Source organism: Glaciecola sp. HA4-3, from assembly GCF_055693685.1.
The window spans coordinates 2,182,865-2,197,500 of sequence record NZ_CM146340.1 but is presented as its reverse complement, the minus strand read 5'-3'; the positions used below and the strand labels follow the sequence as shown (position 1 = coordinate 2,197,500).

The following is a 14,636-nucleotide window of genomic DNA, read 5'->3' as shown; positions in this document are numbered from 1 at the left end:
AGGGGAGCCGTAGCGAAAGCGAGTGTTAACTGCGCGTAGTCTCTTGTAGGCATAGTTGCTAGGTATAGACCCGAAACCCGGTGATCTAGCCATGGGCAGGTTGAAGGTTGAGTAACATCAACTGGAGGACCGAACCGACTAACGTTGAAAAGTTAGCGGATGACTTGTGGCTGGGGGTGAAAGGCCAATCAAACCGGGAGATAGCTGGTTCTCCCCGAAATCTATTTAGGTAGAGCCTCGGACGAACACCATTGGGGGTAGAGCACTGTTAAGGCTAGGGGGTCATCCCGACTTACCAACCCTTTGCAAACTCCGAATACCGATGAGTGCTATCCGGGAGACACACGGCGGGTGCTAACGTCCGTCGTGGAGAGGGAAACAACCCAGACCGCCAGCTAAGGTCCCAAAATATTGCTAAGTGGGAAACGATGTGGGAAGGCTAAGACAGCTAGGAGGTTGGCTTAGAAGCAGCCACCCTTTAAAGAAAGCGTAATAGCTCACTAGTCGAGTCGGCCTGCGCGGAAGATGTAACGGGGCTAAGCAATATACCGAAGCTGCGGCATTATCTTAGGATAATGGGTAGGGGAGCGTTGTGTAAGTGGATGAAGGTGAACTGAGAGGTTTGCTGGACATATCACAAGTGCGAATGCTGACATGAGTAACGATAATGGGGGTGAAAAACCCCCACGCCGGAAGACCAAGGTTTCCTGTCCCATGCTAATCAGGGCAGGGTAAGTCGGCCCCTAAGGCGAGGCGGAAACGCGTAGTCGATGGGAAACAGATTAATATTTCTGTACTTATATAGTGAGTGATGGAGAGACGGAGAAGGCTAGGCTGGCATGGCGTTGGTAGTCCATGTGAAAGTGCGTAGGGCGTTTGATTAGGTAAATCCGGTCGAACATTAAACCTGAGACACGAGACGAGCTCCTACGGGAGTGAAGCAGTTGATGCCCGGCTTCCAGGAAAATCTTCTAAGCGTATTGCTATATGAACCGTACCCCAAACCAACACAGGTGGTCAGGTAGAGAATACTAAGGCGCTTGAGAGAACTCGGGTGAAGGAACTCGGCAAAATTGTACCGTAACTTCGGGAGAAGGTACGCCCCTGTCTGTGATTGGACTTGCTCCATAAGCGGCTGGGGGTCGCAGTGACTAAGGTGGCTGGGACTGTTTATTAAAAACACAGCACTGTGCTAAATCGAAAGATGACGTATACGGTGTGACACCTGCCCGGTGCCGGAAGGTTAATTGATGGGGTTAGCGTAAGCGAAGCTCTTGATCGAAGCCCCGGTAAACGGCGGCCGTAACTATAACGGTCCTAAGGTAGCGAAATTCCTTGTCGGGTAAGTTCCGACCTGCACGAATGGTGTAACCATGGCCACGCTGTCTCCACCCGAGACTCAGTGAAATTGAAATTGCTGTGAAGATGCAGTGTACCCGCACCTAGACGGAAAGACCCCGTGAACCTTTACTACAGCTTGGCACTGAACATTGACCCTACATGTGTAGGATAGGTGGGAGGCTATGAAGCATCGTCGCTAGATGGTGTGGAGCTGCCCTTGAAATACCACCCTTGTATGTTTGATGTTCTAACATTGGTCCCTTATCGGGATTGTGGACAGTGTCTGGTGGGTAGTTTGACTGGGGCGGTCTCCTCCCAAAGTGTAACGGAGGAGCACGAAGGTTGGCTAATCCTGGTCGGACATCAGGAGGTTAGTGCAATGGCATAAGCCAGCTTAACTGCGAGACAGACACGTCGAGCAGGTACGAAAGTAGGTCATAGTGATCCGGTGGTTCTGTATGGAAGGGCCATCGCTCAACGGATAAAAGGTACTCCGGGGATAACAGGCTGATACCGCCCAAGAGTTCATATCGACGGCGGTGTTTGGCACCTCGATGTCGGCTCATCACATCCTGGGGCTGAAGTCGGTCCCAAGGGTATGGCTGTTCGCCATTTAAAGTGGTACGCGAGCTGGGTTTAGAACGTCGTGAGACAGTTCGGTCCCTATCTGGTGTGGGCGTTGGATGATTGATGGGAGCTGCTCCTAGTACGAGAGGACCGGAGTGGACGAACCGCTGGTGTTCGGGTTGTTTTGCCAAAGGCATTGCCCGGTAGCTACGTTCGGAACGGATAACCGCTGAAAGCATCTAAGCGGGAAGCCGGCCCAAAGATGAGTCATCCCTAGAGATTTAATCTCTTTGAAGGGTTGTTGGAGACGACGACGTTGATAGGCAGGGTGTGGAAGCGTTGTAAGGCGTTAAGCTAACCTGTACTAATTGCCCGTAAGGCTTAACCATACAACACCTAATGCATTTAGTGTGTGGTGTGTGACAAGTAGACTAATGTGTGAGAAAGAGTAGCGACTCTGGTTGAATATTGAATGTTTATTGGCTTTTTTGAATTGACCTTTTTGTCTGGCGACAATAGCGATACGGTCCCACCTGACTCCATCTCGAACTCAGTAGTGAAACGTATTAGCGGCGATGGTAGTGTGGGGATTCCCCATGCGAGAGTAGCACATCGCCAGACTTCCCATACTAACCCGTAGCAATCGCTGCGGGTTTTTTGGTTTCTAATGTAGTCATTTTGTTAACTACATCGACATACAAACTGGCTTCTTACTACTTACTGTAATATTTTGTATACACCCACGTTATCTGATATGCCGTCCACTTTATCGTTTTTATCTTGAGACTTGCCCCTACTATATAAGACACTGTATTTAACAAAAATCTTACAATTTTGTGAGTATTTGTTAATTCGTTTTACAACTTAAATTGTGAATAGCTTTTTAAATGGGTAAAGCGCTTATTAATAATTAGAACAAGCAATGGCTTAATAGAGAATCCTTTGTTAAGCGGGTCTTACGGAGACGATACATGCATTCACATATTAAAAAGGGTATTTTCGCGAGCGCTGCGCTAGTAGCTGCACTCGGGTTAACGGCTTGTGGTGGGGGAAATGATGATCCTGCACAAGGCGGTTCGCTGGCAAATCCACCAGAACCAACTTCAGGTAATTTTGAGTTAGTTTGGTCTGATGAGTTTGAGGGCGATAGTTTAGATTTAAATAATTGGGATATTCAAATTGGTAATGGCGAATCTGAAGGCATTCCTGGTTGGGGTAATAACGAACTACAGTATTATACCGCTGATAACATCACGCTAGAAGATGGTAATTTGGTAATAACTGCTAGAGTAGGCGATTCTCCAGATCCTAATTTTACTTTTACCTCTGGCCGAATTAGAACACAAGACAAATTTGATTTTACCTATGGCCGTGTTGAAGCAAGTATCAAAGTACCTGAAGGCTTAGGTCTATGGCCAGCTTTTTGGTTACTAGGAACTGATCCATCACCTTTTGGCACTTGGGCTGCAAAAGGCGAAATTGACATAATGGAATCCTTTGGACAAGAAACTCAATTTGTCCAAACCACTGTACATTATGGTATGACATTTCCGTTAAATACTTCTTCAAGTTTCATTCGCACAGATATAGATCCAACAGAACGTTTTTATCAATATGCAGTAGAGTGGGATTCTGAGCAAATTCGCTGGTTCATTGATGGTGAACATTTCTTTACCGTATCAGCTGAGACATATTGGAATTATTATTATGAAAATAATGAAGTAGGGTTTGTTTCTGGTGAAGGTGACGCGCCATTTAATGAAAACCAACACATTATTCTAAATATGGCTGTAGGTGGTAATCCAACGGGGACTCCTAACCCAAATGACACAGAAGTATTTCCTGGCGCCATGGAAGTGGAGTACGTCAGAGTTTACCAGTGTAATTTTGGCAACCCAGATGATGGTTTAGGATGTGCTAATTCGATTGACCCTGTTAATCCATTTGTTATCACGCAAGGCGGAGACAGAACGCCTCCTCCTCAAGAAGTATCGATTGCTTCATATGAGTTATATGATGACGGTGCAAGTATTTTGTTTGCAGGCACAAACTCTGAAAGAGCACTGGATTTTGGTGTGTTTGATAATGATGGCGCTTTGGTACTATCTGAAGTTGATTCAGGTGACGCTGATAGAGGCACAGTAATTGATATTCAAACCACCGGTGGCGGTAATGTACAAATCAATGATCCAACAGGCAATACTTTCCAATTATTTGGCGTTGGTAGTGCTGGAGACCCAGCACCATATGGTGGCGAACTGATCTTCGATGTTAAAGTGGTAAGTGAAGGGACCGACACCTCTGGTAATTTGCAAATAAAGATGGATAGTGGATTCCCTGACGTTGGATGGGTTGATATTCCAATGAATACTTTACCAGCAGACGAATGGCGTCGTGTTTCAGTGAGAATGACTGATGTACTTAATACAAATATTGGTGCATTTGGTGGAGCGCCTCTTGATATCAACGAAGTCGTAAACCTAATTGTGTTTGAACCTACCACAATGGCACACTTACAAATCGATAACGTTCGGTTTACCTGTGGCACACCGCAAACTATTTCTTGTGGAATAGTGACAGTCGCTACAGTACCTGTAAATGTATTCACGGATGCTGGTATTGATGCAACGTGGGACAACGGTATTGGTGCTGCAGATAGTGGCAGTGGTTTTGCAACGTATACTGATGGTTCAAATCCTACAGGCACAAACAAAGCACAATGGATGGAAGTCACTGACGCTGAAAAAGGCGCCGCGATTGAAGTTACATTCAATGGTTCTGGTGAAACAGGTGTATGGTTCATTCAATCTAGTGGTGTAGTGAACCTTGCAGGCTACAATGCAGGTGCAATAGTGTTTGACTTACTGGTCTCTGATTATGGTGATAATACAGATGGCATGACCATGAAACTGGATTGCGTATTCCCTTGTACAAGTGGTGATCAAGCGCTTGGCGTGGTTGCTGACGGGGTATGGGAAACCATTGAAATTCCTATGTCACGTTTAATTAATGGCGGCCTAGACACGGCTAATATTAACACTGGCCTTGTATTATTCCCTACTAATCAGGCAAGCGATAACACGTTCCGTGTTGCTAATATTCGTTTCCAGCCTACCACTGACGTTGTTGAAGAAGAGCCTGAGTCAGGTATTAGTTTTAGTACTGACTTTGAAGACGCAAGTTTAACAACACCGACAATTGGTAATGGCTGGACTGGCTTTGCGACAGTATTTACACCAGCAGGTGATTTTGCATACAACTATGGTGCGTTTGAAGCGCCCAATGGTACTGGTGCATTCTCTAGCATTCAAACGGGTGAAGGTGGTGATAGCCAAGGTGCGCTGTATATGAGCGTGTTTAGTGATTATAATAATGGAGATCATACAAACGGCTCGAACAATCTTATTGAAACGCAAGTATTTAACGAGATTGAAATCAATACAGCTGATACTGGCAACTATTCAATGACATTTGATGCAAAAGCGCCTGTGGAATTTGGTATAGAGCCACCTTCAACAGCATTCGCTTTTGTTAAAACCTTAGATCCAAACAATGGATTTGCAACCACTAGTCTCATCGAAATTGATTTATCTTTGATAAACTCGAGTGAGTGGGGTTCTTATACAATTGATTTTGCAATCGATGGGGAAACACAAGCCGGTCAATTATTACAATTTGGTGTTAGAACGACTGCGTCACAAGCAGCTTCTAGTGCAGTGTTAATTGATAACGTTACTGTTGGCGCAAGTGATGGTGATTCGGGTAATGGTCCAAGTTTTACCTATACAAGCGACTTTGAATCATACACAGCGGGTGAAGGGCTCTTAGGTGATAACTGGAAAGTGTTTGGTTCAGTCTTTAACCCTGCTGGCGAAAATATAGCTGGTTATGGTCCTTTTGATGCGCCAGGAAACAGCGGAGCATTTTCTTCAATCGCCTCTGGCGAGGGTGGTGATGCTCAAGGTACTCAGTATTTAAATGTGTTTAGTGATTACAACAATGCTGATGTACACAATTCTGACAATCGACTTCAGTCTTTGGTATTTCAAGAGTTAGCCGCGATTCCATCTTCTGATACGGGTAATTATACGTTTACCTTTGATGCTAAAGCGCCAAGTGATGGCGGGATTGGTGGCGATTCTACAGCGTTTGCATTCGTTAAGACGCTCGATCCTAATAGCGGTTTTGCAACAACCTATAACGTCGAGTTAGACATGACAAACGTTAGTAATACTGATTGGGGAACCTTTACAATTGATGTCAGTATCGCACCTGAATTAGCTGGACAGATTCTCCAATTTGGTTTCTCAAATACTGCAGGAGGCTTTGAAGCTACGGGTATTTATTACGATAACCTGAGATTTGAGCCGGTAAGCGAGTAGAGAATATTGTTGGGGTAGGTAACACTGCCCCAGCACAACGAATAAGAATAACGGTTACTATTATCAACACGCATTAGTGTTAGTAGTGGTAAGCAATCAGGCATCCAAAAAGAAGGAAAAGCCATGAAAACTAGATATTCATCATTAGCGTTATTGCTAGCAGCTGCATTAGGGACAAATTTATCTACTAGTCCTGTATTTGCGCAAGATGCTGAGCCAAGCGAAGATACGCAACAAACAGAACAAGAACGCATGAAAGCTGAACAAGACATTGAAAAAATCATTGTCACTGTTGAGCGCAGAGCCCAAAGTATTCAAGATTTGGCGGGTACTGCATATGCCTTTTCAGGTGAAGAGCTTAAATCTTTAGGGGTTCAAGACCTTACTGATTTGAGCGAAAGCACACTCAGGGCTTGAAATTGGCAACAATCAAGGCAACGTAGAAGTGTGGATTCGAGGCATTGGTTCTTCGAATAATACAGAACTAGGCGATCCTGCAGCGGCAACTCACTTAGACGGTGTTTATATTCCCAGACCAACGGGTATTGGCTCGGTATTTTTCGATATCGCACGAGTCGAAGTTAACGTGGGTCCACAAGGAACATTACGTGGGCGGAACGCGACCGCAGGCTCAGTCAATATTATTCCATGGAAACCGGCCTTAGATTATTTCAATGGTATGGCCGAAGTAGAAATTGGTAATTACGACCAACGCGTTGTGACCGGCGCAGTGAATATTCCCTTGACTCAAAATACTGCTTTTCGTATCGCAGGGTCAATGCTAAAACACGACTCTTATTACAACGATGTAGGACCGTTAGAATTAGGTGTTGCCGAAGCTGCAGATAATTTAGGTTTAAGAGCCCAATATTTATGGGAAGCGAGTGACGATTTAAGTATCTTACTTGCATATGACTATGTTAGTGAAGAAGGTACTGGTTATACGGGCACTAACTTTGCAAATGCACTTGGTAATGGCATTAACCCAGATGATATTGAAGATCCTAGAGATGTAATTGCACGTGGTTTTGAACCAGTTCAGGATACAACACACTGGGGTGCTAAACTCGAAGTAGTATATGACCTTGGCGATGCTAAGATTGAATATAATGGTTCATTTAGAGACCTGTTATACGATTATGCTGCCGCGACTCCGCTTGCACCAGACTATCCAGGCGTGCTTGAGACTCTGCAGCCTTTGAACGAGAGTCTTGATAACTTTTCACGTTTTCAATTTATCACTGATTCAGAGTCAACGATTCATGAACTACGCTTGGTGTCTGATAACTTAAGCCGTTGGTATTACACAGCAGGTTTATTTTACTTCCAAGAGCGCCAGCAAACGTTTCTTGCGTCTGCCGGTGATAGAGGTGGCTTTTTCCAAGGCGCTGAATTTAACCAACCTAATACCGATACAGATTCAATCTCAGTATATGGTGATGTTACCTATGAATGGAGTTCAGATACGCGTCTAACTGCCGGCCTACGTTTTACATCTGACGAAAAAACACGCCAAGGTGTTAACGCACGGTATGCCTTCGCATTAGGTGGTTTTGATACTGCAACGGGTAATACGTTTGGTTGTTGTATGGGAGCTCGTGTTGGTACAGAAGGCTTCGAGTTTGCAGGCTTTGATAGAACGATTTATAACCCTGATCAAAATGGTGATGGAAATGTGTCAGACGATGAATTCTTAGCATTTTACTTCAATGGTATTGGGCAGTTTGGTGCTCGTGATACCTTGGACGACATATTTGCTAATGGCATAACACCAAGGTGGCTCTGAGGTGCGTCCTGAATGTACCGATACTGATTCAAATGATGGTTTAATTTGTAATGAAGACGGTACTCATTCGTTTGCGGTTCCTATCTCGCCAAACGATTCAATTACTGTTCAAGATGGCCGTATCAAGAATAGCTTCTTGGATTGGCGTTTGCGTGTTGAGCATGATTTGACAAATGACAATATGGTTTATGGTCTTTTGACTACAGGTCATAAATCAGGCGGATTTAACGACACATTCAAAGACAATGATGGGATTTCTCTGGCGCCAACATATGACGAAGAGAGTGTTACTTTGTTTGAGATTGGAAGCAAAAACGAATGGGAGTTCAATGGAATTCCTACGACGTTTAACGCCTCAGCGTTTTATTATGATTATGAAGATCAAGTATTTACTAACTTACTATCAGTTGAGCAAGCACTTGAGTTCAATAGCGGTGCTCCGGTTGATCCGCAAGATTCAGCGCCTATAGTGCTTTAGTTGTGTCATTTAGTTTTAACGCAGCAGATTCAGAAATCTATGGTATGCAATTTGATGGTAAATTTGAGCTACCACACAACATCAATCTTTCATACACCGCGTTATGGTTAGAGGCACAAATCAAGGATTCGCAAGACATCCAAGATTCGCGTTTCCAAGCTGATGTGGCGCCGGATGAGGCTGTGTTTCAATCAATTGATGGTAACCGCTTACCACGTACGCCTAAGTATCAAGTTAACTTTAAGTTATCTCAAGCGTTCGAGCTTGATAGTGGTTGGTTAGATTACGTAGTATCTGCTGGTTGGAGAGATGATCAATTCTTAACCATCTTTAACAGCGTTGACTACCAAAACCCTGACGACCCTCGTTTACGTCTGGATGATACTGTTGATGCCTATTGGACATTTGATGCTGGTATTGGTTATGCCCATGGCGACGGTGATTTAAGAATAGAAGCATTTATTAACAACATTACCGATGATGTGCGCACTGCAGCAACAATTATCACGCAGTTTGATAATACTCGCTTCTTTACGCGCCCACGAACCTTTGGTATGCGAGTTCGCTATAGCTTCTAATAGCAAAATATGATGCCTCTTGCATAAAGAGGCATCTCTTATTTTTCAATCTTTTGAGGGATTGTTTTATGGCAATAGCTAAACTTTTACATCCTTTTAGAATACTTGCGGCTTTATTGCTTGTGCTGATCAGTACCACTTTGCATGCAGAGGCAATTAAAGTAGAGATAGTTGAAAAGGACGGAGCATTTCAATTACTAAGAGGCGGCGAACCATACTATGTTAAAGGCGTGGGGATGGTCGATGCTGACTTAGAAAGAGTAGCACAAGCAGGTGCTAATTCTATTAGAACATGGTCAGTAGATTCTAATGCATTGCCCGCATTAGAGCTGTTAGACAAAGCGCATGCTCTAGGTCTTACTGTTTCTTTATGTTTGGAGTTTGCACGCGAACGACATGGCTTTGATTATAATGATGAAGCAGCCGTTGCGAAACAATTGGCGGAAACACGCGAGCGAGTTTTAAAGTATAAGGATCATCCAGCTTTACTTACGTGGATCATAGGTAACGAAGTTAATTTTGATTTTGAAAATCCAAAGGTATTTGATGCTGTCAATCAAGTGGCAGAGATGATCAAAAAACTTGATCCCAATCACCCTACAACCACAGCTCTTGCAGGTTTTGATAGAAAGGCAATGAAGGCTATTGAAGAAAGAGCCCCAGCGCTAGATTTTGTTAGTTTTCAATTGTATGGCGATCTTATTAACTTACCTAAGTACATCAAAGAATGGGGCTATGAAAAGCCTTATATGGTGACAGAATGGGGTTCAGTTGGACACTGGGAGGTTTTTCAGACGCAATGGGGCGCACCTGTTGAACAAACCAGTTCAGAAAAGGCCGCAAATTACGCTAAAAGCTTTGTTGAAGTCATTCAGCCATTTCAAGACCAAGTGATTGGTAACTATGTTTTCTTGTGGGGACAAAAACAAGAAAAAACACCTACATGGTATGGAATGTTCCTAGAAACAGGCGAGCGAACTGAAGCGTCTGATATCATGCATCGAATTTGGAATGGCGTGTGGCCTGAAAATCGTTCTCCACGCATGAGTCCAATCGTTCTGGATAAAAAGAGACCTTTTGACAATGTATTTTTGTTCTCTGGAGAGGAATATGAAGCGGCTCTTAAGGTGCTAGAACCAGATGACGAAGATGTTAGAGTAACGTGGGAGATTCGCAAAGAAAGCACAGCAACTGAGGTAGGTGGTGACGCTGAATATGTTCCTCCGGTGATTGATGGTCTAATTCTTAAAAACAAAGGTCAATCGATTAAACTAAAAGCACCAGAAGAACTATAGGTGCATATAGGTTGTTTGCTTATGCATTTGATGGCAGTGGAAACGCGGCTCATGCAAACTTTCCATTTTATGTGAAATAAACTGCTGGGAGTGATTTTTTTGAAGAAAGCCGGCAATATCGATGTGTATTGCCGGCTTTTTATTTTACTATTGTATAGACAATTTCTACACAAAGACGCCGAGTTAATGCGCAACGCTTTACAATGACAACAATTTATAGTGGCCGTGAAATATGCAATGGATGTGGATACCCTTTGCGCACTTGCCTGTGTTTGCATATTTCTCGATTAAGTTTGCCGGTAAATGTTTCAGTCATCCAACACCCTAAAGAAAAACATCACGCTAAAAACACTTTACGTTTAGCAAGATTAGTAAGCCCTGAAATTGAGGTTGTGTTAAGTGATGATCTAAAAGGGATGAGTTTACTTGAGAAGTGTTGCCAAGAAGGTTCAATTTTGATGTTTCCCAACCTTAATAGTGAGCTATTGAGTCAATTTTCGCCCAGTCCGCTGAAACGTGATTTATCAGTAAAACGTCTTGTCTTTATCGATGCTAGTTGGAGACAAGCATTTGGTATTTATCAGCGTTTTAAATGGCTACAGTCTTTAAAGAGCATTGAGTTACCTAGTGACATACAAAAACAATATCAAATCAGGCGCGCGAAAAAGTCGTTTCAATTGTCCACCATAGAATCATTATCAATAACGCTCAATTATTTGTATAACACACCATCACAGCCATTTTTTGATGTTCTAAATGGTTTGGTTGAACATTGGCAAAAGTATAATCATTCTAAATAGAATACTTAAGCGTATATTTGTATATATTGGTATAAAGAAGCCGTTTGAATAATTGCCGACTGAACTATTTTTTTTAATCATGATCAAGTAGTATTCATCCTCCAAAAAATTTAGTATAGGAATATGTATAAATGGGTGATAATACTGAGTTCAAAGAAGTGTTTAATTGGTGGTATTTATTAGGCATTGTCTTGGCGCTAGTCGCATTTCCTTTGCTTCACATTATCGCATGGACAGTTAAAACGCTTTTGTTTTAAATAATACTTACTCAAACACATATAAGGGTTTAATGTGTCACACGAACAAATAATAAAAGACGCCGTCACGACAATATCAGATTATCCTAAACCGGGAATAATGTTCAGAGACGTTACCAGCGTTCTACAGCAACCAAGAGCGTTTCAAGCATGTATTGATTTACTTAAGGCACAATATGCAGATGTGCATTTTGATAAAGTCGTTGGTACTGAGGCGAGAGGTTTTTTGTTTGGTGCGCCTTTAGCACTTGAATTGGGTGTTGGCTTTGTGCCCGTCAGAAAGCCCAAGAAACTGCCTCGTGAAGTCATATCTGAATCATATGAGCTAGAATATGGAACCGATGAGCTTGAAATTCATAAAGACGCGATAAGTCCAGGTGACAAAGTTTTGATGATTGACGATTTACTTGCAACAGGCGGAACCATGATAGCCACAGCCAAGCTGATAAGGCGACTAGGTGGCGTGGTTGAACATGCAGGTTTTATTATTTCATTGCCTGATATTGGTGGTGAAGCAAAGCTAAAAGAAGCAGACATTAAACCTTATTGTGTATGCGAATTTGAAGGGGATTAGATAACACATGAGTTATCAGGTGCTAGCACGTAAATTTAGACCACAGACTTTTTCTGAGCTTGTGGGGCAGCAACATGTTGTAGATGCAATTACAAATGCACTAGAAAACGACAAATTGCATCATGCATATCTATTTACAGGCACCCGAGGCGTTGGTAAAACCACCATCGCGCGAATATTCTCAAAAAGTCTTAATTGTGAAGAAGGGCAAAGTGCGAACCCTTGTGGCAAGTGTTCAACTTGCGTGGACATCAGCGAAGGGCGTTATGTAGATTTACTAGAAATAGACGCCGCTTCAAGGACAAAAGTCGAAGATACACGAGAGCTTTTAGATAATGTTCAATACAGACCTACTCGTGGTAAATATAAAGTTTATTTGATAGATGAAGTACATATGCTGTCAAAGCACAGTTTTAATGCTTTACTTAAGACCCTCGAAGAGCCACCTGAGCATGTCAAGTTTCTGTTAGCAACGACGGATCCCCAAAAGTTACCGGTTACCATATTATCTAGGTGTTTGCAGTTTAGTCTCAAGGCTTTGACCAAAGAACAAATATCTGGTCACCTTTCTCATATTTTAACACATGAGAACATAGCGTTTGATACACTTGCGATAGAACAAATAGCAAAAGCTGCACAAGGAAGTATTCGTGACAGTTTAAGCTTAACAGACCAAGCAATTGCGCAAGGTAATAACAATGTAAGTACTACAATTGTTGCGTCTATGCTGGGCTTGTTAGATAAGCATCTAGTTCTTAAATTGGCGGCTAGTATTGTTAAGCGTGATGACAAGCAAGCAATGACGCTTTTGGATGATATGTGCGCTATCTCACCCGATTATAGCCAAATTTTGAGCCAACTTATTGCGCTATTTCATCAAATAGCCCTAACACAAGTAGTGCCAGAAGCTTGCAAGCTTGATAGTGATTCGCCTAAAGGTATATTTACTTTGGCAAAGACAATGGCGAAAGAGCATGTCCAAATTCTTTATCAAATTGGGATAAATGGTCAGCGCGATTTACCTGTATCACCCGATGCTCGGATGGGACTGCAAATGACGATTTTGCGGATGTTAGCATTTACGCCAGCACAAAAAATAGATCTTGATATTGAGTCTTTAAAAAGTGAACAGCATTCTCAACTTGACGAGCCAATATTTGATAACTCTCATTCAGCGCCTGCGCCAACCTCATCAGTACAAACGACTTCTGAACCTACAACCGCAGTGCCTAAACCAGTTGAGCCTAAACCAGTTGAGCAGATGCCGGTTGAGCAGATGCCGGTTGAGCAGATGCCAGTGGAATCTTCGCCAGAAGAACCAGCGCAGACAACGCCGCGATCATCAACAATAGAAGAGCCAAGTGCACAACATGCTCCTATTAAGCAGCAAAGTAGTGATCTTGATGATAATAGTCAGGCAGTTCCTGATACCTTGTCGACGTCATCAGTGATTGATGAAACGGTAATCCAAGAACCAGAAGGTGGGCCTAATTTAAGTTTAATTGATGAATTTGATTTGCAGCAAATGTCACAAACAGATTCGCAAGACCAAGAGTTTGCTAATTCTGATATGGGGGATGAGCAACATGTCAATGAGGTACAGGGCGACCAACAACTAGCAAATCAGCAAAGCAATACTTTTGATTTAATAAATCGTTTAAATACCCTACAGCAAACACAAGAGAAGGAAACCGATCCTTCAAAAAAGTCTGAAGCAGCACCTGATACTGTCCAAGCGGCAGGTGTTGAAACACCTCAAACGCTTGAACAACAGTTTGCTGAGTGTACCGAGTCTATTAATCCTTTTCTTGATAATGGTGAAAAACTGACAAAAGCGGCTCAGATTGACGCTTGGAGTAAATTCGTTGATACAACTGGCTTAGGCGCATTTTCACGTCAATTGCTTTTAAATACGCGATGTGAGCAGCTAAACAAGGATTTGACGCTAAGACTGGCTAGCAAAAATCAACATATGGCTGAAAGTGCTGCGATTAAAGCTGTTGAAAACACATTGAGCGAAATGTTACAAGAGCCGTGTTCTATTAACCTCACAATTGAAGGCGAGGTCAATAATACGCCTTTTGAACTGCAAACAAAGATTGATCAAATGCGACAAGCACATGCGCAAAATGTGGTTAATACAGACGAAAACATTCAAGAATTGATTTTAGCGTTTGACGCAAATGTCGTTGAAAATAGTGTAAGACCCCGATAAATCACAAATAGTTTTTAATCTTATAAGAGGTATATATGTTTAAAGGTGGAATGGGCAATATGATGAAACAAGCCCAGCAAATGCAAGCAAAAATGCAAAAAGCTCAAGAAGAATTAGCTTCAATGGAAGTTATAGGTGAGTCAGGCGCTGGTATGGTAAAAGTAACCATGACGTGTAACCACAATGTCAGGCGCGTTGTAGTGGATGAGTCTCTAGTTGGTGAAGACAAAGAAATGTTAGAAGACCTCACTGCTGCGGCTTTTAATGATGCCGTAAGAAGAGTACAAGAAACTACCCAGGAAAAAATGGGCGACGTTACCGGTGGGATGGGATTGCCACCAGGCTTTAAGATGCCATTTTAAG

11 protein-coding genes and 2 rRNA genes (1 of these 13 cut by a window edge) are annotated in these 14,636 nt (G+C 42.8%); all 13 read left to right on the top strand.

All coding sequences use genetic code 11. The features are described 5' to 3' along the window. Positions 1 to 2,297, top strand: a 23S ribosomal RNA gene (locus ACZ1G6_RS10420) (it extends 596 nt beyond the left edge of the window). Between the two features lie 116 nt (positions 2,298 to 2,413). Continuing rightward, positions 2,414 to 2,529: ribosomal RNA gene (gene rrf / locus ACZ1G6_RS10415) — 5S ribosomal RNA — on the top strand. Positions 2,530 to 2,879: 350 nt separating this feature from the next. Further along, a complete protein-coding gene (locus tag ACZ1G6_RS10410; RefSeq protein ID WP_472616244.1) occupies positions 2,880 to 6,290 on the top strand; it encodes a family 16 glycosylhydrolase in 3,411 nt (1,136 codons plus the stop codon). A gap of 123 nt (positions 6,291 to 6,413) precedes the next feature. Then, complete coding sequence (locus ACZ1G6_RS10405) at positions 6,414 to 6,707, top strand: hypothetical protein (protein ID WP_472616243.1); 294 nt, start codon at positions 6,414 to 6,416, stop codon at positions 6,705 to 6,707. Position 6,708: 1 nt separating this feature from the next. Beyond that, positions 6,709 to 8,076, top strand: a complete 1,368-nt coding sequence (locus ACZ1G6_RS10400; RefSeq protein WP_472618972.1) for a TonB-dependent receptor — start codon at positions 6,709 to 6,711, stop codon at positions 8,074 to 8,076. A 1-nt stretch (position 8,077) separates the two neighbouring features. After that, positions 8,078 to 8,554 (top strand): hypothetical protein, encoded by a 477-nt coding sequence (locus tag ACZ1G6_RS10395; protein WP_472616242.1) that lies wholly within the window; start codon positions 8,078 to 8,080, stop codon positions 8,552 to 8,554. 2 nt (positions 8,555 to 8,556) lie between these two features. Next, the gene (locus ACZ1G6_RS10390) at positions 8,557 to 9,132 is read left to right on the top strand and encodes a TonB-dependent receptor domain-containing protein (protein WP_472616241.1); all 576 of its coding nucleotides are present in this window, start codon (positions 8,557 to 8,559) and stop codon (positions 9,130 to 9,132) included. A 68-nt stretch (positions 9,133 to 9,200) separates the two neighbouring features. Beyond that, positions 9,201 to 10,427, top strand: a complete 1,227-nt coding sequence (locus tag ACZ1G6_RS10385; protein WP_472616240.1) for a glycoside hydrolase family 2 TIM barrel-domain containing protein — start codon at positions 9,201 to 9,203, stop codon at positions 10,425 to 10,427. A gap of 203 nt (positions 10,428 to 10,630) precedes the next feature. Further along, complete coding sequence (locus ACZ1G6_RS10380; protein WP_472616239.1) at positions 10,631 to 11,227, top strand: DTW domain-containing protein; 597 nt, start codon at positions 10,631 to 10,633, stop codon at positions 11,225 to 11,227. A gap of 131 nt (positions 11,228 to 11,358) precedes the next feature. Next, positions 11,359 to 11,484, top strand: a complete 126-nt coding sequence (locus ACZ1G6_RS10375) for a hypothetical protein (protein WP_472616238.1) — start codon at positions 11,359 to 11,361, stop codon at positions 11,482 to 11,484. A gap of 34 nt (positions 11,485 to 11,518) precedes the next feature. After that, on the top strand, positions 11,519 to 12,058 hold the full coding sequence (apt, locus tag ACZ1G6_RS10370; protein WP_472616237.1) for an adenine phosphoribosyltransferase: 540 nt from the start codon (positions 11,519 to 11,521) through the stop codon (positions 12,056 to 12,058). A 7-nt stretch (positions 12,059 to 12,065) separates the two neighbouring features. Continuing rightward, a complete protein-coding gene (dnaX, locus tag ACZ1G6_RS10365; protein WP_472616236.1) occupies positions 12,066 to 14,273 on the top strand; it encodes a DNA polymerase III subunit gamma/tau in 2,208 nt (735 codons plus the stop codon). A gap of 35 nt (positions 14,274 to 14,308) precedes the next feature. Continuing rightward, positions 14,309 to 14,635, top strand: a complete 327-nt coding sequence (locus ACZ1G6_RS10360) for a YbaB/EbfC family nucleoid-associated protein (RefSeq protein WP_472616235.1) — start codon at positions 14,309 to 14,311, stop codon at positions 14,633 to 14,635. The last annotated feature ends 1 nt before the right edge of the window (position 14,636 follow it).